Raw genomic sequence first — 22,681 nt, 5'->3', positions numbered from 1 at the left:
ACTGGCCGAAATCAAGGAAAGGGCATCCCGTGAACGAATTGCGCGGCCGCATCACCAAGGACGGAATCCGCATCTATGAGGACGCGGATTTCGCCGGCATGCGCGCGGCGGGTCAGGTCGCGGCCGAGATCCTCGATGCCGTGGCGCCGCTGGTCAAGCCGGGCGCGACCACGGCCGAGCTTGACGCCTTCATCACCGCTGAGGTGACGCGCCGCGGCGTCATTTCGGCCACCATCGGCTACAAGGGGTATCAGCACGCCTCCTGCATCAGTGTGAACCATGTGGTCTGTCACGGCATTCCGGGCGGCAAGGTTCTGGCCGATGGCGATATCCTGAACATCGACGTGACGGTGATCGTGGATGGCTGGTATGGCGACACCAGCCGCATGTTCGCCGCCGGCACCCTGCCGCGCAAGGCCGAACGCCTGATCGAGGTCACGCATGAAGCGCTGATGCGCGGCATCGCCGCCGTGAAACCCGGCAATACTTTCGGCGATATCGGCTTTGCCATTCAGGCCTATGTCGAGGCCAACCGCATGAGCGTGGTGCGCGATTTCTGCGGCCACGGCCTTGGCCGGGTGTTCCATGCGCCGCCGAACGTGCTGCATTACGGCCGCGCGGGATCTGGCCCGGTGCTGGAAGAGGGCATGTTTTTCACCATCGAACCCATGGTCAATCTGGGCCGCCCCGAGACCAAGGTTCTGGCCGATGACTGGACCGCCGTCACCCGCGACAAGTCGCTTTCGGCGCAATACGAACATTCGATCGGCGTCACCGCGACGGGCTGCGAGATTTTCACCCTGTCGCCGGCGGACAAGTTCTTTCGCACCTGGGAATGACCATGGACGATCTGGCCGATATCGGGGATGACATCCATCCGCTGTTCCACGGCGCCCCGACCGGCACCGAATTCCGCAAGCTGCGCAAGCGGCTGGTGCGCGAGGTGCGCGAGGCGATCGACCATTACGGCATGATCGAACGCGGCGCGCGCTGGCTGGTCTGCCTGTCGGGCGGGAAGGACAGCTATACCTTGCTCGCCGTGCTGCATGAATTGCAGTGGCGCGGCCTGTTGCCGGTCGATCTGCTGGCCTGCAACCTCGATCAGGGGCAGCCGAACTTTCCCGCCACGGTCCTGCCGGAATTCCTGTCGCGGATGGGCGTCACGCATCGCATCGAATACCAGGACACCTATTCGGTCGTGATGGACAAGATCGGCCCGGGCAAGACGATGTGCAGCCTGTGTTCGCGGCTGCGGCGCGGCAATCTTTACCGAATCGCCCGCGAGGAAGGGTGTTCCGCCGTGGTGCTGGGGCATCACCGCGACGACATTCTCGAAACATTTTTCATGAACCTGTTCCACGGGGGCCGGCTGGCGACGATGCCGCCCAAGCTGTTGAACGAAGAGGGCGACCTGTTCGTCTATCGCCCGCTGGCCTTCGTGGCCGAGGCCGATTGCGACCGTTTCGCCCGGGCGATGAACTATCCCATCATCCCCTGCGATCTCTGCGGCAGCCAGGAAGGTTTGCAGCGCCAGCAGGTCAAGCAATTACTGGATGGCTGGGAGGCACGCAGCCCCGGGCGGCGGCAGGTCATGTTCCGCGCGCTGATGAATGCACGCCCTTCGCATCTGCTCGATCCGTCGATCTTTGATTTCGCCGGGCTGATGCGCGGCGCCGCTCCCGAAACCGGAACAATTAGCGAAAATCTTAGGAACTTGCGCGAGGCGCATTAACTTCCCGTTCCGGATGAGTCGCTTAGCGTGCCCTCATCCGGGTGCTGCGTGCCCGGCTTCGGCAGGAGGCATGAAATGGGCGGTTGGGCGCGACGGCTGGACCTGTGGCAGGGGTTGTGGCACCTGTTGGGGCGGCGGGAAATCTGGGCGGCCTTGCCGGCCCTGATGCTGGCTGCCTTCTGGCTGTTCGGGGAAGGCGCGCTGCTGGTCGTGGCGCTGCTGGCGCCGCTGGTGCTGATGCTGGGCCAGGGCAACCCGCGGGAGGAATCCGGCATTTCTGCCCATCTGCCTGATTTCGAGGCCGGCCTCGCCCTGCGACCGCAACTGCTCAGCGCGATGGATCGCATCCTGCGCGACCTCCCCGTCTCGGGGCTGCAAACCGGCTGTCTGGTCATCCAGTTCGACGAGGCAGAGACGCTGCTCGATCGCCATGGCCGCGCAACCCAGGCCGAAATCCTGTCGCGCAGCGCCGAACGGCTATGCGCCGCGCTGCGCGGCGGCGATGTCGTCGCCCGGCTGGAGGGCGGGGGGCTGGCCGTGGTGCTGGCCCCGCAGAAACGGCTCGATCTGGAAACGCTGGTGCAATTGGCGGCACGGTTGCAGGCCAGCCTCTCAGCGCCGATCAGCCTCAACGCGGCGCGAATCTATGTCACCTGTTCCATCGGATTCTGCCTGGGCAGCGCGGCGCCCGATGCCACGGGCCATGCCCTGCTGAACGCCGCCCAGATCGCCGCGGACGAGGCCTTGCGCAACGGCCCCGGCGCAATCCGGGTCTGGTCGCCCGACATGCCATCGAAGCGCGCGGAACGCGATGCGATGCGTGCGACGCTGGAATCTGCCCTGGATGAAGGCCAGATCCTTGCGCATTTCCAGCCTCAGATCGACGCCCGCACGGGCGCCGTTACCGGGTTCGAGGCCCTGGCGCGCTGGCATCACCCCGAACGCGGCATCATCCCCCCCGGCGAATTCCTGCCCGCAATCGGTGATGCCGGCCTGTCGGAGCGGCTGGCCGAGATCATGCTGTTTCATGCGCTGACCGCACTGACCCGTTGGGATCGCGCCGGGCTGCCGGTGGGCACGATCGGCGTCAACTTCTCGGCCGCGGAACTGCGCAATCCGCGCCTGGTGGAAAAGCTGCAATGGGAACTTGATCGTTTCGATCTGCCGCCGTCGCGGCTCTGCGTGGAGATTCTGGAAAGCGTGATCGCCGCCTCGGATGACGATATCCTGGTGCGCAATATCGCGGCGCTGTCGCGGCTGGGCTGCGGCATCGACCTTGACGATTTCGGCACCGGTCACGCCTCGATCACCAATATCCGCCGCTTTGCCGTGCGGCGGCTGAAGATCGACCGCAGCTTTGTCAGCCATGTGGACAGTGACCGCGAACAGCAACGCATCGTCGGCGCCATCCTGTCGATGGCCGAGAAATTCGATCTCGAAACCCTGGCCGAAGGGGTGGAAACGCCCGCGGAACTGGCGCAGTTGCAGACCATGGGCTGCGGTCAGGTGCAGGGATTCGGCATCGCGAAACCGATGACCTTCGACCAGGCCTCGGAATGGATGCTGGCCCGCCGCAGCGGCGCGGGCAGCAAGCTGCGCCGCGCCAGCCGCCTTGCCTGAGGGTGCCGCGCAGCGCGCCGCCCGGCCCCGCCACGCCATTTCCCGCCCGCAGCGGGCCGAACCCGCCCGCCCGGGATGCGAAAGCGCTTGACCTTTGCGCCCCCCTTCTGTTGAACCACGCCTGACCCGAAGACGGGCAAGCTCCAAATAACGGCGGGCATGCGGATGGAAGATCAGAACAAGAATCTCATTCTGGCAACCGTGCTCAGTTTCCTTGTGATCCTGGGCTGGTTCTGGCTGTTCCCGCCGCCGGAACCCTCGGTTGACCCGAACGCACCCGCCGCGCAAGTTCAGCCCGTGACCCCGGCCCCGACGACCGCACCGGCCACCGCTGCCGTCGCCGCCGTGCCGCAGGCACCGCGCCTCGCGATCGACACGCCGCGGCTCGAAGGTTCCATCTCGCTGCTGGGCGGGCGGATCGACGATCTGAAACTGAAAGGCTACAAGGTCAGCCTCGACGCCAATGCCGAGACCGTGCGCCTGCTGTCCCCGGTCGGCGAAGATCACGCCTATTATGCGCTTTACGGCTGGTCGGCGGGCGGCACGCTGGAGGCGACCGACGCCCCCGGCGCCGCGACCGAATGGACCCAGGTCGAGGGCAGCACCTTGGCCCCGGGCCAGCCGGTCAAGCTGCAATGGCAGAATGGCAAGGGCCTGACCTTTACCCGCACCCTGACGATCGACGACCATTACATGTTCGCCATCACCGACGCGGTGCAGAATGACGGCGCCGCCCCGGTGACGCTGCAACCCTATGGCGTCGTCGCCCGCCACGGCAAACCCGCCGATCTGCAAAACTTCTATGTGCTGCATGAGGGCGTCGTGGGCCGTGTGGACGGCACGCTGCAAGAGGTGAAATACAAGGCGCTGGACGAGCTGCCGCTGGTGGAGCGCGAGGGCGCGCAGGCCGAGGTGCTGGAGGCCGGCAAGGACGGCTGGCTGGGCTTTACCGACAAATACTGGATGACCGTGCTGGTGCCCGAACAGGGCAAACCCTTCACCGCGGTCATGAAATACGATCCGCGCTCGTCGATCTACCAAACCGAGACGCGCCTGCCGGCGCTGACCGTCGCCCCCGGCGCCAGCGCCGAGGTGACCTCGCAGCTGTTCGCCGGCGCGAAGGAATGGGAAACCATCCGCAACTACCAGAACGACCCCAGCCTGCTGGAGGGCCTGTTCGGCATGAAGGCCGACCCGGCGCGCCCGCAGATTGGCGGTTTCATCGACTCGATCGACTGGGGCTGGTTCTTCTTCTTCACCAAACCGATCTTCTGGGTGCTGCACCTGCTGCATGGCTGGATCGGCAATATGGGCCTCGCGATCATCGCGCTGACCTTCGTGCTGAAGCTGATCGTGCTGCCGCTCGCCTACAAATCCTATGTCTCCATGGCCCGGATGAAAGAGCTTCAGCCCGAGATGGAGGCGCTGAAGGAACGCGCGGGGGACGACAAGGCCAAGCTGCAAAAGGAAATGATGCAGCTTTACAAGGACAAGAAGGTCAACCCGGCTGCGGGCTGTCTGCCGATCTTCCTGCAAATTCCGATCTTCTTCAGCCTTTACAAGGTGATCTTCGTCACGCTCGAACTGCGCCAGGCGCCGTTCTTCGGCTGGCTGCGCGACCTGTCTGCGCCCGATCCCTCGTCGCTGTTCAACCTGTTCGGCCTGCTGCCCTGGGCGGCGCCGGCGCATCCCTCGCTGATGGCCACCATCTTCATCGGGCTGCTGCCGATCCTGCTCGGCATCTCGATGTGGCTGCAACAAAAGCTGAACCCCGCGCCCACCGACCCGGCGCAGGCCATGGTCTTTGCCTGGATGCCCTGGGTCTTCATGTTCATGCTGGGCAGTTTCGCCAGCGGGCTGGTGCTGTACTGGATCACCAACAACACCATCACCTTCATCCAGCAATATGCCATCATGCGCAGCCACGGGCACCGGCCGGATATCTTTGGCAATATCAAGGCGGGGTTCGGCAAGAAGCCTGCCGCCGCCAAGGCCCCGGTGAAAGGCAAGAAATGACGGCACGGCTTTCCCTGATCTGCCGTCACCCGATCAAGAGCCACGGACGCGAAGACCTCGCGTCCGTTCGGCTTTTGGCGGGCGAGGGCCTGCCCTGGGACAGGGCCTGGGCCGTCGCACATGAGGCTGCAAAGCTGCGCGAGGGCTGGAGCCCCTGCGTCAACTTCGCCCGGGGGGCCAAGGCCCCTGCCCTGATGGCGATCACCTGCACCCTGGACGAGGAAGCGCGCCGCGTCACGCTGCGCCACCCCGAACGTGGCGAGATCACGATCCGCCCCGACGCCGCCGAAGACCTGCCGCGCTTTCTGGATTGGGTCACGCCGCTGAACCCGCCCGAACGCGCGCAGCCCGCGCGCATCGTCAGTGCCGATCGCGCCATGACCGACAGCGCCTGGCCCTCGGTCTCGGTGCTGAACCTGGCCTCGCTGGGCGATCTTTCGGCGCGGATGGGCCTGCCGCTGTCGCCGCACCGTTTCCGCGGCAATCTCTGGGTCGAGGGCTGGGCGCCCTGGGCCGAATGGGAGATGCTGGGCCGCCGCGTGCGGATTGGCGCGACGGTGCTGGAACTGCGCGAACGCATCACCCGCTGCAAGGCGACGACGGTGGATGTCGAAACCGGCCTGCCGCGCGGCGATACGCTCGCTGCGCTGGAAACCGGCTATGGGCATCAGGATTTCGGGCTTTACGCCGAGGTCATCGAAGGGGGCGAGATCGCCCTCGGACAAGAGGTTGAACTGCTATGAGCCTTCCCTTCCCCCTGGCGCCCGAGCCTGACGAATTCGCCCGCGAACGCGGGCGGCTGATGTTCGCGGGCCCGGTGGATTTCGTCAAAGGCGTGGTCGCCATGTCGGGCCTGCCGCCGGCGGACCGGATCGAGGTCTGCTTCGCCGGCCGGTCAAATGTCGGAAAATCCAGCCTGATCAATGCGCTGACCACGCGCAAGAACCTCGCGCGCGCCTCCAACACACCGGGGCGCACACAAGAGATCAACTATTTCTCACTGGGCGAAAGCCGCTATCTGGTGGACCTGCCTGGCTATGGCTTCGCAGAGGCGCCGGTCGCCACGGTGCAGAAATGGCAGGCCCTGCTGAAACAGTATCTGCAAGGCCGCCAGACGCTGCGGAGGGCCTTCGTGCTGATCGATTCGCGCCATGGCGTGAAGGCCGTCGATGACGAGATCCTGACCCTGCTCGACAAATCCGCCGTCACCTTTCAGGTCGTGATGACCAAGATGGACAAGCTGTCGCGTCCTGAACGGGAAAAGAACCTGGATCAAGTGCGCGCGGCGCTGGCGAAACACCCGGCCGCCTATCCGGAAATCGTGATGACGAGTTCCGAAAAGGGCGACGGGATCGAGACGCTGCGCGCCATCATCGCGGGGCTGGAATGAGCCTGGTGCAGGTGGCCCTGGGCGGCGCGATTGGCGCCAGCCTGCGCTACGGCGTGAACCTGACGCTGTCGCGCGGCGGGTTTCCGTGGCATACGCTGGTGGTGAACATCCTTGGCTCGGCGCTGATGGGGGCGCTGATGGTCTGGCTGGCGCATCGCGGGCACCAGGCCCTCGCCCCCCTGCTGATGACCGGCTGCCTGGGCGGATTTACCACCTTTTCCGCCTTTTCAATGGACACCATGGCGCTGATGCAGCGCGGCCAGACGGTGCAGGCGGTGCTGTATGTCGGGGCCTCGGTCCTGCTGTCCCTTGCGGCCTTTGCGCTGGCCGCCCAACTGACCCGGAGCCTGACATGAGCGGCGTGAAACTTCTGACGGTCTCGGCGGATGAGGGCGAGCAGCGGCTCGACCGCTGGTTCAAGCGCCGCTTTCCGCAGGTGACCCAGGGCGCGGTGGAAAAGATGTGCCGCACCGGCCAGGTGCGTGTCGATGGCGCCCGCGCCAAGGCCGCCGATCGCGTCGCCCCCGGCATGGTGATCCGCGTCCCTCCCCTGCCCGAGGCCGAGGCCCCCAGCCGCCCGCGCGCCGATGGCGTCAGCGCGGCCGATGCCAGGATGATCCAGAACTGCATCATCTTCAAAGACGAACACATGATCGTGCTGAACAAGCCGCCGGGCCTGCCCTCGCAAGGGGGCTCGGGTCAGGGCGACCGGCATGTCGATGGCCTGACCGAGGCGCTGAAATTCGGCTACAAGGACCGGCCCAAACTGGTGCATCGGCTGGATAAGGATACCTCGGGCGTGCTGGTTCTTGCGCGCACCGATCGCGTCGCCCGCGCCCTGTCCGAGGCATTCCGCCACCGCAACACCCGCAAGATCTATTGGGCGGTGGTCGCGGGCGTGCCGCAGCCGAAACAGGGCAGCATCAAATATGGTCTGATGAAGGGCGGCGGGCGCGGCGATCAGGAAAAGATGATCTGCATCCACCCCGCCAAGATGGCCGATCACCCCGATGCCAAGCGAGCCCAGACCGATTATTTCACGCTCTGGTTCCTCGGCAGCCGGCTGAGCTGGATGGCGCTGGAGCCGATCACCGGCCGCACCCACCAGCTGCGCGCGCATATGGCGGAACTGGGACATCCCATTCTGGGCGACGGCAAATATGGCGGGTCGAACAGCGAGAATCTGGGCGATGGCTGGGGCGCCGGCACCGGGGGCGATCTGTCGCGCAAGCTGCATCTGCACGCGCGCCGCCTGACCGTGGAACACCCGATCCTCAAGACCGAAATGACCTTCACCGCCCCCCTGCCCGAACATATGGCCCGCACCTGGAAACTGCTCGACTGGAACGAGCGGGACGTGCCCGAAGACCCGTTCGAGAAGCTGCACTGATGTCTGACTGGAAGCCGAAACGATTCTGGAAATCCGCCACTGTCGCCCCGGTCGAGGGCGGCTTTGCGGTGTTGCTGGATGGCCGCGCGGTCAAGACCCCGGCCAAGGCCGCGCTTGTCCTGCCGACCGAAGCCATGGCCCGCGCCGTTGCCGCCGAATGGGATGCGCAGGAAAAAGTGGTGGCGCCCGAAACCATGCCCGCCACCCGAGCCGCCAATTCCGCCATCGACAAGGTCGGCGTCCAGTTTGAAGAAGTCGCTGAAATGCTTGCGGAATATGCGGGCACCGATCTGCTGTGCTATCGTGCCGAGGGGCCCGAGGCGCTGATCGCGCGGCAGGCGGCGGGCTGGGATCCGCTGCTCGATTGGGCGCGCCAGCGCTTTGCCGCGCCGCTGGTCGCGACGGCGGGCGTGATGTTCATTGCCCAGCCCCCCGGCAGCCTCGCCGCCCTGCGGGCCGAGCTGCTGCGCCAGACCCCCTTCCAGTTGGCCGCGCTGCATGACCTGATCGCCATCACCGGGTCGCTGGTTCTGGGCCTTGCCGTGGCCGAGGGCCGGCTGAGCGCGGACGAAGCCTTTGCGCTGAGCCGAATCGATGAACATTGGCAGATCGAGCAATGGGGCGAGGATGAAGAGGCCGCCGCGCTCGAAGCCGCCAAGCATGCCGCGCTGCACGACGCCGCGCGATTCTACGGATTGTGCTGATAACAATCTTGCCCAAAGGCCGCGCAAGTCATCCGCAAATTGCGCCATGCTGCGGGCAGATCGGTCCTGAACACGACGTTAGCGCTAACGCAAGGGTTTCACTTGACCTGTCAAAGCGCTTTGCATGAAACTGAGCGGCACTGAGGGGGGCTGCCACCAGCGTTTCCCCCTTTGTCAAACGCCCCGCGCAGGGGATTTTATAATCGCCGTCCGAAAACGGACGGGAACTCAGGAAGAGGTACGCATGAAAAAATCCGTATTCCTTGGCACGCTGTCGGCCGCCGCATTGTTCGCGGGCATCGCCGGGGCGGGCACGCTGGAAGATGTGAAGGCGCGCGGCGTTCTGAACTGCGGTGTGAACGTCGGCCTGACCGGCTTTGGCGCCCCCGATGCCAATGGCAACTATCAGGGCTTTGACGTGTCGCTGTGCAAGGCGCTGGCGGCGGCTGTCCTGGGCGACGCGACCAAGGTGAAATACGCGCCGACCACCGGCGAGACCCGCTTTACCGCGCTGGCCTCGGGCGAAGTGGACGTGCTGATCCGCAACTCCACCTGGACCTTCTCGCGCGATGTGGACCTGAAGTTCGACTTCGTCGCGGTGAACTACTATGACGGCCAGGGCTTCATGGTGAAGAAAGACCTCGGCGTGTCTTCCGCCAAGGAACTGGACGGCGCCACCGTCTGCATCCAGACCGGCACCACGACCGAACTGAACCTGGCCGACTTCTTCAAGGCCAACAACATGAGCTACACCCCGGTCAATGTCGGCGACGACACCGAGGCGCAGCGTCAATATCTGGCCGGTGCCTGCGACGCCTATACCACCGATGCCTCGGGCCTCGCCGCCTCGCGCGCGACCATGCCGGATGCCGACAATCACATCATCCTGCCGGAAATCATCTCGAAAGAGCCGCTCGGCCCGCTGGTCCGCCATGGCGACAACGTCTGGGGCGATGTGGTCCGCTGGACCTATTTCGCGCTGGTTGCCGCCGAGGAATACGGCGTGACCTCGGCCAATATCGAGGAAATGGCCTCGACCACCACCAACCCCGAGATCAAGCGCCTGCTGGGCACCGAAGGCGATCTGGGCGCGATGCTGGGGCTCGACAAGGAATGGGGCAAGCGCGCCATTGCCGCCTCGGGCAACTATGGCGAGATCTTCGAGGCCAATATCGGCTCGGCCACCCCGATCAAGCTGGCCCGCGGCCTGAACGCACTGTGGACCCAGGGCGGTCTGCAATACGCGCCGCCGTTCCGCTGAGACGGATGGAAACCGACAGGGGCGCAATCGCGCCCCTGTCCACATAAGGACTGACATCCTGTCCCGATGAAAGCCCCGACAGAATGGGCAGGGCAGGATCAGGGGGTACACTCACATGGCTTTTGTCCAAGACACGCCGAAAGATTCCTTTCGGCTGGGAATGCTTATTTACGATACGCGCTACAGGTCCATCACGATCCAGGTGATCGTGCTGGTGCTGTTTCTCGCGTTTCTGTCGTGGCTCGTGAACAACACGATCGAAAACCTCGCCGCGAAGGATCGCACCTTCGATTTCGGCTTTCTCTGGTCGCGCGCGGGCTATGACATCAACCAGACGCTCATCCCGTATACCAATGACAGCACGCATATGCGCGCCGCCATGGTCGGGCTGCTGAACACGCTGCTTTCGGCCTTTGTCGGCTGCATCATCGCCACCTTTCTGGGGGTGTTCATCGGCGTGCTGCGCCTGTCGAAGAACTGGCTCGTCAGCCGTCTGATGACGGTCTATGTCGAGGTGTTCCGCAACGTGCCGGTGCTGCTGTGGATCCTGCTGGCCTCGACCGTCCTGTCCGAGACCACGCCCGCGCCGTCGGATTTCCGTGTGACCGAGGCGATGCAGGCCGCGGGCGAACAGCCCAAGGCGCATATGCTGTTCAACGGCAGCGTCGCCATCACCAATCGCAGCATGAACCTGCCCGCCCCGCTGGTGGAACATGGCCTGCCGCGGCTGGAATTCCTGGGCCTGTCGCTCAACAGCAATGTGCTGGCCTTCCTGATCGTATTCGGCGCCAGCATCTATGCCAATCACCTGCTGCGCAGCAATGCGCGACGCGTGCAGGAACAGACCGGCCGCCGCCCGGTGACCTGGTGGAAAAGCCTCGCGATCCTGCTGATCCCTTCGGCGGCTCTGTTGTTCGCACTTGGCTTTCACCTCGATTATCCGGTGATGACCAAGTTCAACTTCCGCGGCGGGATGGAGCTGTTGCATTCCTTCACCGCGCTGACACTGGCGCTGGCGCTCTATACCGCGGCCTTCATCGCGGAAATCGTGCGCGCCGGCATCATGGCGATTTCGCGCGGCCAGCACGAGGCCGCCGCCGCCCTGGGCCTGCGCCCGGGCCGCACCATGAGCCTGGTGATCCTGCCGCAGGCGCTGCGGGTGATCATCCCGCCGCTGATCTCGCAATATCTGAACCTGACCAAGAACACCTCGCTGGCCATCGCGGTGTCCTACATGGACCTGCGCGGCACGCTGGGCGGCATCACGCTGAACCAGACCGGCAAGGAGCTGGAATGCATGCTGCTGATGATGGCGATCTATCTCACGATCAGCCTGCTCATCTCGTCGCTGATGAACCTGTTCAACCGCGCCGTGAAGCTGAAGGAGCGTTGAGATGACCGAGTTCACTCCCTTTGTCCGCACGGACATGCTGGAACAGCGCGAGCCCCCCGCCGGGCAGCGCGGCATCATCCTCTGGGCACGCGAGAACCTGTTCTCCGGCCCGATGAACACGGCGCTCAGCCTGATCGGGCTGGTCGTCATCCTGTGGCTGGCCTCGCATATGGTGCCCTGGCTGCTGCATGGCGTCTGGAACGCCAATTCGCTGACCGAATGCCGCGAAATCATCACCGCGACCTGGGGACCGGATGCAACCGGCGCCTGCTGGGCCATGGTGCGCGAACGCTGGCACCAATATGTCTTCGGCTTCTACCCGATGGACCTCTACTGGCGCCCGACGCTGGCCTTCGTGCTGATGCTGGTGGCCATCGCGCCGATCCTCTATCAGTCGCTGCCGCGGCAGATGATGTGGTTCACCGCGCTTTATCCCTTTGTCTGCTACTGGCTGCTCTGGGGGGGCACGATCTGGGCGCCGGTGGTGGTGCTGATGGGCTTTGGCCTGTTCGCGCTGGTGTTCCGGCTGCTGGTCTCGGGTCTGGGCGTGCCGGTTTCGGCCGGTCTTGGCCTGGTAGCCGCGGCGGCCTGGTGGCTCCTGGTGCAGACCCCGCTCAGCGCCGCGATCCATTCGGTGCTGCCGGTCGGCCTGCGCAGCGTCGACAGCGACCAGTTCGGCGGCTTCCTGCTGTCGATCGTGATCGGCGTCACCGCCATTGCCGCGTCGCTGCCGATGGGCATCCTGCTGGCACTTGGCCGCAAGTCGGACATGATGCTGGTGCGCACCCTGTCGGTGGGCTTCATCGAGTTCATCCGCGGCGTGCCGCTGATCACGCTGCTGTTCACCGCCTCGCTCCTGCTGCAATACTTCCTGCCGCCCGAGACGAATTTCGACATCATCCTGCGCGTCATCATCCTGGTGACCCTGTTCGCCGCGGCCTATATCGCCGAGGTGATCCGGGGCGGCCTCGCGGCCCTGCCGCGCGGCCAGTATGAGGCGGCGGATGCGCTCGGGCTCGATTACTGGCAGGCGCAGCGGCTGATCATCATGCCGCAGGCGCTCAAGATCTCGATCCCCGGCATCGTGTCGTCCTTCATCGGACTGTTCAAGGATACCACGCTGGTCGCCTTTGTCGGCTTGCAGGATCCGCTCAAGGGCATCACCGCCGTCGTGCGCGCCGACATCAACTGGAAGGGCATCTACTGGGAGCCCTACATCTTTGCCGGCGTCATCTTCTTCCTCATCTGCTTCGGCATGTCGCGCTACTCCATGTGGCTCGAACGCAAGCTGAAGACCGACCACCGTTAAGGAGCCACAGTCATGGCCGAACAAGCAATCGACCGCAGCAAGATGATGGTCTCGGACGAGGTCGCCATCCAGATCAACAACATGAACAAGTGGTATGGTCAGTTCCATGTGCTGCGCGATGTGAACATGACCGTCTACAAGGGCGAACGCATCGTGATCTGCGGCCCTTCGGGGTCGGGCAAATCGACGCTGATCCGCTGCATCAATCGGCTGGAGGAACATCAGGCCGGCCAGATCGTCGTGGACGGGACCGAGCTGACCAATGACCTGAAGAACATCGACAAGGTGCGCTCCGAGGTCGGCATGGTGTTCCAGCACTTCAACCTGTTCCCGCATCTGACGATCCTGGAAAACTGCACCCTCGCACCGATCTGGGTCCGCAAGATCCCGAAACGCGAGGCCGAGGAAACCGCGATGCACTTCCTCTCCAAGGTCAAGATCCCCGACCAGGCCCATAAATACCCGGGCCAGCTGTCGGGCGGCCAGCAGCAGCGTGTGGCCATCGCCCGCTCGCTCTGCATGAAGCCGCGCATCATGCTGTTCGACGAACCGACCTCGGCGCTCGACCCCGAGATGATCAAGGAGGTGCTCGACACCATGATCGAACTGGCGGAGGAAGGGATGACCATGCTCTGCGTGACGCATGAAATGGGTTTTGCCCAGGCCGTCGCGAACCGCGTGATCTTCATGGACAAGGGCCAGATCGTCGAACAGAACGAACCGCGCGAGTTCTTCAACAACCCGCAATCGGAACGGACCAAACTGTTCCTGAGCCAGATCCTGGGGCACTGATCCCGGGGTTCGCCCCCCGGGTTTTCGTCGAAAACCCGAAAAAAGGCGCCCCGGGGGGCGCCTTTTTGCTGTCACACCGCCAATTCGCGCGGCACGATGAAATCATCCACCGATCCCGTGCCCCAACCGACCTCGGCCCAGCTTTCGACCGCAAAGTCGCAGACCAGCGTCGCGCCGGTCGGATAGCGGTGGAAATCCGCATTGGCCGGCGCCCGAGCCACGATCCGGCTGGCGAATTCGGCGATGCCGGGATTGTGGCCGATGATCATCACCGTCGGCGCCGTCGCATGGCGCAACACCGCAAGCATCACATCCGGCCCGGCATGATACAGCGTCGGCTTCAGATCGACGATCGGCGTCCCCGGCAGGGCTGGCGCAATTCCCGACCAGGTCTTGCGCGTGCGCAGCGCATCGGAACACAGAACCTGCTCCGGCACATAGCCGCGCGAGGCCAGCCATTCCCCCAGATCGGCGGCGGCGGCCTTGCCCCGCTCGTTCAGAGGGCGGTCATGGTCGCTCATCAGCGGGTCGTCCCAGCTGGATTTTGCGTGGCGGGTCAGGATCAGCCGCAGGGTCATTTGTGGAACTGCCTCATGTGATAGGCGGAATGTTCCGGCAGTCTTGCATAGAGGCGGGATCGCGGGCAAGCGCGACGCACAAGACAGCCCCCTTCCATGCAGTCGCGGCCCCCGGGTTGATCGAGCAGCGCGTGACAGGCAGGCAGGTCATAGCCGGCCCCGGTCAGGGCGCCGGCCGGGCAGGCGCTGAGGCAGGGTGCGTCGCAACTGTCACAAGGGCGCGCCGGTGGCGGCGGCAGGTCCAGCCGCACCCGCAACGCGAGCGCGCCCCGAAAACTGACCAGAAGCCCCTGCCCCGCATGGACCAGCAGCCGCACCGGGCTGTCCCAGACCGCGCCGCTGCGCAACGCCCATTGATAGAACGGATGCCAGGGCGGCCCGCCAAAGGGAAACAGCGCCTTGGCCCCCAGATCGCAGGCCAGCCGCCCGATCACCCGGCGCGACCAGCGGTCCACCGGATCGGCCTCGCCATCCTGCCATTCGGGCCCCGCAGTCAGATGCCGCCAATAGCCCGGCTCCGCCGGCCCGAGCAACAGCATCGTCTGCGTGCCGGGCGGCAGGCCGGGTTCCTCCGCCTCGGGGTGAAACCCGCCCAGAATCTCCAGTCGCTCTGCCGCCAGCCGCGTGGCGATGGTCTCCAGCGTCACGGTCATGGCTTGCTCCTTGCCAAATACTCCCGCCGGAGGCGTCCGCCCGCGCCGCAACGCCGCCCTTCGATCAGCGCCGAACCCGGGGGGTCACCCGCGGCACGGTCGAACGGATCTGGCTGCCCGCACCGTGATCGGTAAACAGCTCCAACAGACAGGCATTCGGCAACCGCCCGTCCAGAATGGTCACCGCCCGCACGCCCTGATCCAGCGCCAGCAGCGCGGTCTCGGTCTTGGGAATCATGCCGCCGGCGATCACGCCATCGGCGGTCATCTGGCGCACCTCCTCGGGGGTGATCTGCGTCATCACCTCACCCGCGGCATTCTTCACCCCCGACACATCGGTCAGCAGCAACAGACGATCGGCCTGCAATGCGCCGGCAATCGCCCCCGCGGCAGTGTCGCCATTAACGTTGAAGGTCTCGTTATCCTCCATCCCGGTCGCCACCGGCGCCACCACGGGGATGATCCCGGCATTATAGAGATCGCGCAGCACCTGCACGTTCATCTCCACCGGCTTGCCGACGAAACCCAGCTCCGGGTCATCGGCCACGCAGACCATCAGATCGTCATCCTTGCCCGAGATCCCGACCGCCCGACCGCCCTGATCGTTGATCGCCTGCACGATCCGCTTGTTCACGAGACCCGACAGGATCATCTCCACCACCTCGACCGTGGCCTTGTCGGTGACCCGCTTGCCGCGCACGAATTCCGACTTGATGCCCAGCTTGTTGAGCATGTCGTTGATCATCGGCCCGCCGCCATGCACCACGACCGGGTTCACCCCAACCTGCCGCATCAGCACGATGTCGCGGGCGAACTCGGCCATGGCATCATCGTCGCCCATGGCATTGCCGCCGAATTTCACGACGACCACGGCACCGGAATAGCGTTGCAGATAGGGCAAGGCCTCGGACAGGGTTTTCGCGGTGGCGATGGAATCTTGCATGCTGCGCATCTGCTTTTTCATGATGGGCCCTCGGATGTCGCGCTTTTGGTAACGCCTTTGCGCGGCCCTGCCAAGCTTGCAAATCCCCTCGCGCCGCGTAGGGTGGCGGCAAAGCGCGGAGGCTGCGATGAGCGAACAGAAGGTGATGGTGCTGACCGGGGCCAGCCGGGGCATCGGCCATGCCACGGTCAAACGCTTTGGCGCCGAGGGCTGGCGCGTGCTGACCTGTTCGCGCCAGCCCTTCGACCCGCGCTGCCCCTGGCCTGGCGGCGAAGCGAGCCATATCCAGATCGACCTCGCCTCGCCCGATGCCACCATCGCCGCCATCGCCTCGATCAAGGCCCGGATCGGCGGGCGCCTTGATGCACTGGTCAACAATGCCGGGATCAGCCCCAAGGGGCCGGGCGGTGCACGGCTGAACACGCTGGAAACCGATCTGCGGACCTGGGGCCATGTCTTCCATGTGAACTTCTTTGCCTCGATCGTGCTGGCGCGCGGGCTGAAGGACGAACTGTCGGCCGCGCGGGGCGCGGTGGTCAACGTGACTTCGATCGCGGGCAGCCGGGTTCACCCCTTTGCCGGCGCCGCCTATGCCACCTCCAAGGCCGCACTGGCCGCGCTGACCCGCGAAATGGCCCATGATTTCGGCCCGCTCGGCGTGCGCGTCAACGCCATCGCCCCGGGCGAGATCGAGACCTCGATCCTGTCGCCCGGCACCGAAAAGATCGTGGAGGGCCTGCCGATGCGCCGCCTCGGCCAACCGCGCGAAGTGGCCGACGCGATCTGGTTCCTCTGTTCGGATCAGGCCAGCTACATTTCGGGCGCCGAGATCGAGGTCAATGGCGCCCAGCATGTCTAAGGCAGCGCGGCCGGCGGACCTTGTCTGAGTATTTGGACAAGGAGCAAGGCAGCAAACAGCCAAGGGGGCGGAGAACGGCTTGATCCGCGCGCCGTTTTCCGGCCCCGCCGCGCGTTCCGGTCTTGCTCCTTGCCCAAATACTCGTCTTCGCGGGCCAGTGGCGCCCCGGTCAGGCCCCGGCACCGCGTCGTCTGGCGCGCAGGCCGGCGAAATATTCCACCCGTTTCTTCAGCTCGCGTTCAAAGCCGCGTTCGGGCGGCGCGTAGAAGACCGGGCGCTTCATGCCTTCGGGAAAGTAATCCTGCCCGGAAAAGCCGTCTTCGGCGTCATGGTCATAGGCATAGCCCGCGCCATAGCCGATCTCTTTCATCAGCTTGGTCGGGGCGTTCCGGATATGCAGGGGCGGCGGTTGGCTGCCGGTCTCGCGCGCGGCGGCGCGGGCGGCCTTGTAGGCCACATAGGCGCCGTTCGATTTGGGCGCCAGCGCCAGATAGATCACCGCATTGGCCAGCGCGAGTTCGCCCTCGGGGCTGCCCAGCCGTTCATAGGTCTGCCAGGCGTCGAGGCAGACCGCCTGCGCCTGCGGATCGGCGAGGCCGATATCCTCCACCGCCATGCGGGTCAGGCGGCGGGCCAGAAAGCGCGGGTCTTCGCCGCCTTCCAGCATCCGCGCGAACCAGTAAAGCGCGGCATCCGGGTCGGATCCGCGCACCGATTTGTGCAGCGCAGAGATGAGGTTGTAATGTTCCTCGCCGGATTTGTCATATTTCGTCGCCCGTCGCATCAGGCGCTGCGCAAGTTGATCGCGCGTGAGCGGCGCGCCCTTGTGGGCCATGACCTGCTCGATCAGGTTCAGCAATGCGCGCCCGTCGCCATCGGCCATTTCCAGCAGGCTGTCGCGCGCCTCGGGCTTCAGCGGCAGCGCCTGGCCCAGTTCCTGTTCCGCCCGCTGGGCCAGGCGTTCCAGATCGGCGAGGTTCAGCCGCTCCAGCACGATGACCTGTGCGCGGCTCAGCACGGCGGCATTCAGTTCAAAGGACGGGTTTTCTGTGGTGGCGCCGACCAGAAGGATGGTGCCATCCTCCATATGCGGCAGGAACCCGTCCTGCTGGGCCTTGTTGAAGCGGTGGATTTCGTCCACGAACAGCAACGTCCCCTGCCCGTTCTGCCGCCGGATGCGGGCCTGTTCGAACACTTTGCGCAGCTCCGGCACGCCGGTAAAGATCGCGCTGATCTGCACGAAGGCAAGTTGCGTCTGGTCGGCCAGCAGCCGGGCGATGGTGGTCTTGCCCACCCCCGGCGGCCCCCAGAGGATGAGCGAGGACAGGCTGCCCGCCGCAAGCATCGCGCCCAATGGTCCGTCGGGGCCAAGGACATGTCCCTGACCGATCACCTCGGACAGGGTGCGCGGGCGCAGCCGGTCTGCCAGCGGGCGCGGCGCGTCCGGGCGGGCGGCATGCGGGGTGTCGAACAGGTCGGCCATGCGGTGATCCTATGCCCTGAAAGGTGGCGGCGAAAGGTCAGATGCGAAAGCGCAACAGCATCTGCCGGCCCTCGCGCAGCACCTCGATCCCCCAGCGACGCGCGGTCGGTGCGCTGAGCCGTTCGGCATCGCCGGGGCTTGCGACGGGCGTCCCGTTGATCGCGAGCAGGATATCACCGGGCCGCAGCCCGACCCGCGCCGCCAGCCCCTCGGCCCCGGTGACCACCACCCCGTCGGTGATCGTGGCGGGCAGGTCCATCTCGGCGGCGACGGCGGGGTTGATGCGGGCGAGGCTCAGCCCGTGCAGCACCGAATCGCCGCCCAGCGTGCGGGCCTCGCGCGGGGGGCTGTCCGGCGGGGCGACCAGCGTCACCCGCGCCTCGGCCTCGGCGCCGCGCCGAAGGTAGCGCACGCGCACCTCCTTGCCGATGCCGATCGCGGCGAGGCGGAACATCACCTCTTGCGGGCTGTCGGTCGGTTCGTCATCCAGCGTCAGGATCACATCGCCGGTTTGCAGCCCGGCGGCGCGGAACGGGCTTTCGGCATGCAGGCCGGACAGCACGACGCCTTCGGGGCGCGGCAGGCCCATGGCCTCGGCCAGCGCGGCATCCATCGCCTGCCCCTGCACCCCCGCCCAGGGCCGCTGGAACCGGGTGCCACCGGCCTCGGCCTGGTCAATGAAGTTCTGCACGAGATTCGCCGGAATCGCAAAGCCGATGCCGTTCGACCCGCCGCCCCGCGTCAGGATCGCGGTATTGATGCCGATCAGGCGGCCCTGCACATCGACCAGCGCGCCGCCGGAATTGCCCGGGTTGATCGCGGCATCGGTCTGGATGAAATAGCCCCGGCCCGACCCGATCGCGAGGGTAGAGCGCCCCAGCCCCGAGATGATGCCCGAGGAGACGGTCTGCCCGACGCCAAAGGGGTTGCCGATGGCCAGCGCCAGTTCGCCCACCTCGACCTCGTCGGAATTGCGCAGGGTCAGCGCCGGCAGATCGGCCGCGCCCTCCAGTTGCAGCACTGCCAGATCGGCCTCTTCATCCGCCAGCAGGACATGGGCGCGGAACTCTCGCCGGTCTGCCAGTTCGACCCGGATCTCGGTCGCTTTGCCGACGACGTGGAAATTCGACACCACGATGCCGCCCGGGCTGACGATCACGCCCGAGCCGAGCGCGTTTTCCACCCGCGGCGTGCGCCGCCCCATGCCCTGAAAGAACTGTTCAAAGAACGGATCGCCCGCAAAGGGGTTTTCGCGCTGTTCGACCACGACGGTCGCGTAGATATTCACCACCGCCGGCGCCGCCGCGCGCACCACCGGCGCGAAGCTGAGCGAGATTTCGGCGGGCGATGTGGGCACGGTTTCCGCCCGCAGCGGCAGGGCAGTCAGCAGGCAGAGAAGCGGAAGGGACAGGCGGATCATGGGCAAACCGGATCATCGCGGCCCCGACGGCCGCCCCTCCGATATGGAAGGGCGGCCGGGATGTTGCAAGAAATCAGTGCAGTCGTTCCGCCAAGTTGATCGACACGCACTGGCTGTCATAGCCGTCGAATTCCAGCACGCGGCCGGCGGCGGCGATTTCCAGCCCGCAGCGGCTGGCCCAGCGGGGCCAGTTCGACGGGATGATGCCCAGCACCAGCTTGGCGCCCAGATCGCGGGCAGAGCGCGTCATTTCGGTAATCAGAAGCGCATGCACCCGGCGGCGGATCGCCATCGGCGTATCCTGCGCGACGAAGACCCGGCTCGATTCCCAGATATCGGGGTGAACCGGGGCCTCGAAATTCAGGAGGTCGTCGGGGATCGTGTCGAGAAGCCCGTTCTGCGCATCGCGGATCATGTAGCTGTAGATGCCGCAACGCGCAGTGGTCGGGGTCAGGCGGATGCCCGCGAGGATTTGCAACCCGTCATGCACCGCGATCCAGCGGCTTGCCGGGGTGTCATACTGGTCATATTCCATGCCAAGCGCCTCGGGCAGTTCCCATTGGTTGCGCAGGATGAAGCTTTGCCGCCGCGCGCGAAAGAGGTTCGCCATAAGCTCGCCATGGTTGTGCATGTTGGCAAAGGAAAGGGTAGTCGTCTGCATCGGTATCTCCGGCATGAGGAAACCCTGCGTCCCGCAGGGCAAGGCCGGCGCGTCAGATCAGACGGTAATCCTTGGCTCGCTGTATGGCTTCGGGGGTCGTTCGGGCCAGAAGCCGCGCCCGGGCCGAATTGAGCCGCACTTTCAGGGCGCTTTCCGAGATCCCGAGCTTTGCCGCCGCCGCCGCGTGACGATGCCCCGCGGCGATCAGGCGCAGCGCGTCGATCTGCGCGTCGGTCAGGTGATCCGGGGGTTGGGTCACGTCATGCAGGCGGTCGATGATGACAAGTGCCTCGGCGATCTCGGGATCGGTGAATTCGCGATCCGATCGAGCCAGCCCGGAAATGGTGCGCGAGGAAACCGGGCCGCAGGCCACGACCAGCCCATAGGCCAGCCCGTGTTGCGCGGCCTCAGCCATGATGCCGAAACTGTCGGGGATGGTGATCTCGCTCCAGCGCGTCGCGCCCAGGGCGGAAAAACCCCAGGCGATCATCGGATCGCGCATGGCATAGCCACGTTCGGTATAATGGTCGGTCCAGGCCTGCGGATAGGTCTGGAACGTCATGAGCGGCGAGGTGAAGCGGATATGCAGCCCGACGAAATAGCCCGCAGGCGACAACCGCGCGAGGTGTCGCAGATCCTTGTCCAGATTTTGCAGGGCAGACATTCGTAAAGACAAACCGGCAAGAGAATCGTGAATATGCAACCATAAGGCGCAACACCAGCGCAAGTCCATCACCAGCGCGCGAAATTTCGGCCTGTCGTAACGTCAATGAAAAAGGCCCGCCAGAACGGCGGGCCCAGCAGATGCCAGTCGAAAGACTCAGTCTTCCGCGGCTTCTTCCGCTTCGACGCGCGCACGGTCGGCGGCGCCTTTGGCGGCGGGATCACGATCCACGAATTCGATGATCGCCATCGGGGCCATGTCGCCATAGCGGAAACCGGCCTTCAGGATGCGGACATAGCCGCCGGCGCGGGTCGCATAGCGCGGGCCGAGGATTTCGAACAGCCGGGCGACGTGCTTTTCGTCGTTGAGCTGCGCCGAAGCCTGACGGCGGGCATGCAGGTCACCGCGCTTGGCCAGCGTGATCAGCTTTTCGACGATCGGACGCAGTTCCTTGGCTTTCGGAAGCGTGGTCTTGATCTGCTCGTGCTCGATCAGCGAGCCGGCCATGTTGGCAAACAGGGCCTTGCGGTGTTCGTGGGTGCGGTTCAGACGGCGGTAGCCGCGAGCGTGACGCATGGTGGTCTCCTAAGGTTTTGCTTTGTGTTGCAGCCCTGCGTTGGGGCCACGTCGTTGGGGCGGAATTGCCCGGGTCTTCCCCGCAAAGGCGGGCATTGCGGGGGGCGTCACCGCCCCCCGATCTCTCAGAACTGGTCTTCGAAGCGCTTGGCCAGATCTTCGATGTTTTCCGGCGGCCAGTCCTCGACATCCATACCGAGATGCAGGCCCATGCCCGAAAGCACTTCCTTGATCTCGTTCAGCGACTTGCGGCCGAAGTTCGGAGTGCGCAGCATCTCGGCTTCGGTTTTCTGGATCAGGTCGCCGATATAGACGATGTTGTCGTTCTTCAGGCAGTTGGCCGAACGCACCGAAAGCTCCAGCTCGTCCACCTTCTTGAGCAGAAGCGGGTTGAACTCCAGCCCGGTATCCAGTTCGGCCTTGATCGCCGATTCCGGCTCGTCGAAATTGACGAAGATCGCCAGCTGGTCCTGAAGGATGCGCGCGGCATAGGCCACGGCGTCTTCCGGGGTCAGCGCGCCATTCGTCTCGATCTTCATGGTCAGCTTGTCATAGTCCAGCACCTGGCCCTCGCGGGTCGGGGTGACTTCGTAGCTGACCTTCTTGACCGGCGAGAAGATGGCGTCGATGGCGATCAGGCCGATCGGCGCGTCTTCCGGCTTGTTCTTGTCGGCCGAGACATAGCCCTTGCCGGTATTCACCGTCAGTTCCATGTAGACATCGGCGCCGTCATCCAGGTGGCAAACGACGTGGTCCTTGTTCAGAACCTCGATCCCGTTCGATTCCGAAATGTCACCGGCGGTCACGACACCCGGCCCCTTGGCCGAAATCGACAGACGCTTCGGCCCTTCGACTTCCATCTTCAGGGCGACGCCCTTGAGGTTCAGCACGATGTCGGTCACGTCCTCACGGACGCCGGCAACGCTGGAGAATTCGTGCAGCACATTGTCGATCTGCACCGAGGTGATCGCCCCGCCTTGCAGCGACGACATCAGTACGCGGCGCAGCGCGTTGCCCAGGGTCAGGCCGAACCCGCGCTCCAGCGGTTCCGCGACAACGGTCGCCACACGCGACGGGTCGGCACCCGGCTTCACGACCAGCTGCATCGGCTTGATCAGCTCTGCCCAATTCTTGTGGATCATGCTTTCGCCTCCATACTTGTCCCCTGCCCATGTCCCGAAGCAGGGAACGCCCGAGGTTCAGAAATGCGTGAACGGGCCGCGCATTTTCAGCGCGG

Annotated in this window: 23 protein-coding genes; 14 read left to right on the top strand and 9 right to left on the bottom strand. The window is 65.1% G+C overall.

What is annotated here, in order from left to right; translation table 11 throughout:
• The first annotated feature begins 29 nt into the window (after positions 1 to 29).
• The 13 genes from map to FOA17_RS04345 all read left to right on the top strand — a co-directional run bounded on the left by map (position 30) and on the right by FOA17_RS04345 (position 13,607).
• Complete coding sequence (gene map, locus FOA17_RS04405; RefSeq protein ID WP_149140257.1) at positions 30 to 839, top strand: type I methionyl aminopeptidase; 810 nt, start codon at positions 30 to 32, stop codon at positions 837 to 839.
• Positions 840 to 841: 2 nt separating this feature from the next.
• Positions 842 to 1,732: a tRNA 2-thiocytidine(32) synthetase TtcA gene (ttcA, locus tag FOA17_RS04400; RefSeq protein WP_149140632.1), complete on the top strand. Its 891-nt coding sequence runs from the start codon at positions 842 to 844 to the stop codon at positions 1,730 to 1,732.
• Between the two features lie 75 nt (positions 1,733 to 1,807).
• Entirely contained in the window at positions 1,808 to 3,352 is a 1,545-nt protein-coding gene (locus tag FOA17_RS04395; RefSeq protein WP_149140256.1) for a putative bifunctional diguanylate cyclase/phosphodiesterase, read from the top strand.
• 165 nt (positions 3,353 to 3,517) lie between these two features.
• Positions 3,518 to 5,368: a membrane protein insertase YidC gene (yidC, locus tag FOA17_RS04390; RefSeq protein WP_149140255.1), complete on the top strand. Its 1,851-nt coding sequence runs from the start codon at positions 3,518 to 3,520 to the stop codon at positions 5,366 to 5,368.
• Complete coding sequence (locus FOA17_RS04385) at positions 5,365 to 6,111, top strand: MOSC domain-containing protein (protein ID WP_149140254.1); 747 nt, start codon at positions 5,365 to 5,367, stop codon at positions 6,109 to 6,111. Before yidC ends, FOA17_RS04385 begins: the two co-directional genes overlap by 4 nt.
• On the top strand, positions 6,108 to 6,758 hold the full coding sequence (yihA, locus tag FOA17_RS04380; protein WP_149140253.1) for a ribosome biogenesis GTP-binding protein YihA/YsxC: 651 nt from the start codon (positions 6,108 to 6,110) through the stop codon (positions 6,756 to 6,758). Before FOA17_RS04385 ends, yihA begins: the two co-directional genes overlap by 4 nt.
• Complete coding sequence (gene crcB / locus FOA17_RS04375; RefSeq protein ID WP_149140252.1) at positions 6,755 to 7,114, top strand: fluoride efflux transporter CrcB; 360 nt, start codon at positions 6,755 to 6,757, stop codon at positions 7,112 to 7,114. Before yihA ends, crcB begins: the two co-directional genes overlap by 4 nt.
• The gene (locus FOA17_RS04370; protein ID WP_149140251.1) at positions 7,111 to 8,148 is read left to right on the top strand and encodes an RluA family pseudouridine synthase; all 1,038 of its coding nucleotides are present in this window, start codon (positions 7,111 to 7,113) and stop codon (positions 8,146 to 8,148) included. The genes crcB and FOA17_RS04370 overlap by 4 nt, the downstream gene beginning before the upstream one ends.
• Entirely contained in the window at positions 8,148 to 8,852 is a 705-nt protein-coding gene (locus FOA17_RS04365; protein ID WP_149140250.1) for an ATP12 family chaperone protein, read from the top strand. Before FOA17_RS04370 ends, FOA17_RS04365 begins: the two co-directional genes overlap by 1 nt.
• 244 nt (positions 8,853 to 9,096) lie before the next feature.
• The gene (locus FOA17_RS04360; protein WP_149140249.1) at positions 9,097 to 10,113 is read left to right on the top strand and encodes an amino acid ABC transporter substrate-binding protein; all 1,017 of its coding nucleotides are present in this window, start codon (positions 9,097 to 9,099) and stop codon (positions 10,111 to 10,113) included.
• A gap of 115 nt (positions 10,114 to 10,228) precedes the next feature.
• Positions 10,229 to 11,506, top strand: coding sequence for an amino acid ABC transporter permease (locus tag FOA17_RS04355; protein ID WP_149140248.1), 1,278 nt, complete (start codon positions 10,229 to 10,231; stop codon positions 11,504 to 11,506).
• A 1-nt stretch (position 11,507) separates the two neighbouring features.
• Positions 11,508 to 12,815 (top strand): amino acid ABC transporter permease, encoded by a 1,308-nt coding sequence (locus tag FOA17_RS04350; RefSeq protein WP_149140247.1) that lies wholly within the window; start codon positions 11,508 to 11,510, stop codon positions 12,813 to 12,815.
• Positions 12,816 to 12,827: 12 nt separating this feature from the next.
• Positions 12,828 to 13,607 (top strand): amino acid ABC transporter ATP-binding protein, encoded by a 780-nt coding sequence (locus tag FOA17_RS04345; RefSeq protein WP_149140246.1) that lies wholly within the window; start codon positions 12,828 to 12,830, stop codon positions 13,605 to 13,607.
• 71 nt (positions 13,608 to 13,678) lie between these two features.
• Here FOA17_RS04345 and FOA17_RS04340 read toward each other — a convergent pair whose 3' ends face one another.
• From FOA17_RS04340 to argB, 3 genes are all read right to left on the bottom strand, one after another.
• Positions 13,679 to 14,185 carry a SixA phosphatase family protein gene (locus FOA17_RS04340; RefSeq protein WP_149140245.1) on the bottom strand — a complete coding sequence of 169 codons (507 nt, stop codon included), beginning with the start codon at positions 14,183 to 14,185 and terminating at the stop codon, positions 13,679 to 13,681.
• A complete protein-coding gene (locus FOA17_RS04335) occupies positions 14,182 to 14,838 on the bottom strand; it encodes a ferredoxin (RefSeq protein WP_149140244.1) in 657 nt (218 codons plus the stop codon). Before FOA17_RS04335 ends, FOA17_RS04340 begins: the two co-directional genes overlap by 4 nt.
• Positions 14,839 to 14,902: 64 nt before the next feature.
• Positions 14,903 to 15,781 carry an acetylglutamate kinase gene (argB, locus tag FOA17_RS04330; protein WP_149140631.1) on the bottom strand — a complete coding sequence of 293 codons (879 nt, stop codon included), beginning with the start codon at positions 15,779 to 15,781 and terminating at the stop codon, positions 14,903 to 14,905.
• Positions 15,782 to 15,908: 127 nt separating this feature from the next.
• On the opposite strand from argB, the gene FOA17_RS04325 reads away from it, so the two are divergent.
• On the top strand, positions 15,909 to 16,640 hold the full coding sequence (locus tag FOA17_RS04325) for an SDR family NAD(P)-dependent oxidoreductase (RefSeq protein WP_149140243.1): 732 nt from the start codon (positions 15,909 to 15,911) through the stop codon (positions 16,638 to 16,640).
• 169 nt (positions 16,641 to 16,809) lie between these two features.
• Here the strand turns inward: FOA17_RS04325 and FOA17_RS04320 are convergent, their stop codons facing one another.
• The 6 genes from FOA17_RS04320 to FOA17_RS04295 all read right to left on the bottom strand — a co-directional run bounded on the left by FOA17_RS04320 (position 16,810) and on the right by FOA17_RS04295 (position 22,586).
• Complete coding sequence (locus tag FOA17_RS04320; protein ID WP_149140242.1) at positions 16,810 to 18,123, bottom strand: replication-associated recombination protein A; 1,314 nt, start codon at positions 18,121 to 18,123, stop codon at positions 16,810 to 16,812.
• Between the two features lie 37 nt (positions 18,124 to 18,160).
• Positions 18,161 to 19,543 carry a trypsin-like peptidase domain-containing protein gene (locus FOA17_RS04315; protein WP_149140241.1) on the bottom strand — a complete coding sequence of 461 codons (1,383 nt, stop codon included), beginning with the start codon at positions 19,541 to 19,543 and terminating at the stop codon, positions 18,161 to 18,163.
• Positions 19,544 to 19,616: 73 nt separating this feature from the next.
• Positions 19,617 to 20,204 (bottom strand): acyl-homoserine-lactone synthase, encoded by a 588-nt coding sequence (locus FOA17_RS04310; RefSeq protein WP_149140240.1) that lies wholly within the window; start codon positions 20,202 to 20,204, stop codon positions 19,617 to 19,619.
• Between the two features lie 52 nt (positions 20,205 to 20,256).
• Entirely contained in the window at positions 20,257 to 20,868 is a 612-nt protein-coding gene (locus FOA17_RS04305) for an autoinducer binding domain-containing protein (protein ID WP_149140239.1), read from the bottom strand.
• Between the two features lie 156 nt (positions 20,869 to 21,024).
• A complete protein-coding gene (gene rplQ / locus FOA17_RS04300) occupies positions 21,025 to 21,444 on the bottom strand; it encodes a 50S ribosomal protein L17 (protein ID WP_149140238.1) in 420 nt (139 codons plus the stop codon).
• A 125-nt stretch (positions 21,445 to 21,569) separates the two neighbouring features.
• The gene (locus FOA17_RS04295; protein ID WP_149140237.1) at positions 21,570 to 22,586 is read right to left on the bottom strand and encodes a DNA-directed RNA polymerase subunit alpha; all 1,017 of its coding nucleotides are present in this window, start codon (positions 22,584 to 22,586) and stop codon (positions 21,570 to 21,572) included.
• Between the last annotated feature and the right edge of the window lie 95 nt (positions 22,587 to 22,681).

This window comes from Gemmobacter caeruleus (genome assembly GCF_008271655.1).
GTDB lineage: Bacteria > Pseudomonadota > Alphaproteobacteria > Rhodobacterales > Rhodobacteraceae > Gemmobacter > Gemmobacter caeruleus.
Note: the sequence above shows the minus strand (reverse complement) of the source record. Positions and strands in the feature narration are given on the sequence as shown.

Coding starts and splice junctions, on each gene's coding strand:
- ttcA (WP_149140632.1), top strand. CDS start 842: ATGGACGATCTGGCCGATATCGGGGATGACATCCATCCGCTGTTCCAC.
- FOA17_RS04395 (WP_149140256.1), top strand. CDS start 1,808: ATGGGCGGTTGGGCGCGACGGCTGGACCTGTGGCAGGGGTTGTGGCAC.
- yidC (WP_149140255.1), top strand. CDS start 3,518: ATGGAAGATCAGAACAAGAATCTCATTCTGGCAACCGTGCTCAGTTTC.
- FOA17_RS04385 (WP_149140254.1), top strand. CDS start 5,365: ATGACGGCACGGCTTTCCCTGATCTGCCGTCACCCGATCAAGAGCCAC.
- yihA (WP_149140253.1), top strand. CDS start 6,108: ATGAGCCTTCCCTTCCCCCTGGCGCCCGAGCCTGACGAATTCGCCCGC.
- crcB (WP_149140252.1), top strand. CDS start 6,755: ATGAGCCTGGTGCAGGTGGCCCTGGGCGGCGCGATTGGCGCCAGCCTG.
- FOA17_RS04370 (WP_149140251.1), top strand. CDS start 7,111: ATGAGCGGCGTGAAACTTCTGACGGTCTCGGCGGATGAGGGCGAGCAG.
- FOA17_RS04365 (WP_149140250.1), top strand. CDS start 8,148: ATGTCTGACTGGAAGCCGAAACGATTCTGGAAATCCGCCACTGTCGCC.
- FOA17_RS04360 (WP_149140249.1), top strand. CDS start 9,097: ATGAAAAAATCCGTATTCCTTGGCACGCTGTCGGCCGCCGCATTGTTC.
- FOA17_RS04355 (WP_149140248.1), top strand. CDS start 10,229: ATGGCTTTTGTCCAAGACACGCCGAAAGATTCCTTTCGGCTGGGAATG.
- FOA17_RS04350 (WP_149140247.1), top strand. CDS start 11,508: ATGACCGAGTTCACTCCCTTTGTCCGCACGGACATGCTGGAACAGCGC.
- FOA17_RS04345 (WP_149140246.1), top strand. CDS start 12,828: ATGGCCGAACAAGCAATCGACCGCAGCAAGATGATGGTCTCGGACGAG.
- FOA17_RS04340 (WP_149140245.1), bottom strand. CDS start 14,185: ATGACCCTGCGGCTGATCCTGACCCGCCACGCAAAATCCAGCTGGGAC.
- FOA17_RS04335 (WP_149140244.1), bottom strand. CDS start 14,838: ATGACCGTGACGCTGGAGACCATCGCCACGCGGCTGGCGGCAGAGCGA.
- argB (WP_149140631.1), bottom strand. CDS start 15,781: ATGCAAGATTCCATCGCCACCGCGAAAACCCTGTCCGAGGCCTTGCCC.
- FOA17_RS04325 (WP_149140243.1), top strand. CDS start 15,909: ATGAGCGAACAGAAGGTGATGGTGCTGACCGGGGCCAGCCGGGGCATC.
- FOA17_RS04320 (WP_149140242.1), bottom strand. CDS start 18,123: ATGGCCGACCTGTTCGACACCCCGCATGCCGCCCGCCCGGACGCGCCG.
- FOA17_RS04315 (WP_149140241.1), bottom strand. CDS start 19,543: ATGATCCGCCTGTCCCTTCCGCTTCTCTGCCTGCTGACTGCCCTGCCG.
- FOA17_RS04310 (WP_149140240.1), bottom strand. CDS start 20,204: ATGCAGACGACTACCCTTTCCTTTGCCAACATGCACAACCATGGCGAG.
- FOA17_RS04305 (WP_149140239.1), bottom strand. CDS start 20,868: ATGTCTGCCCTGCAAAATCTGGACAAGGATCTGCGACACCTCGCGCGG.
- rplQ (WP_149140238.1), bottom strand. CDS start 21,444: ATGCGTCACGCTCGCGGCTACCGCCGTCTGAACCGCACCCACGAACAC.
- FOA17_RS04295 (WP_149140237.1), bottom strand. CDS start 22,586: ATGATCCACAAGAATTGGGCAGAGCTGATCAAGCCGATGCAGCTGGTC.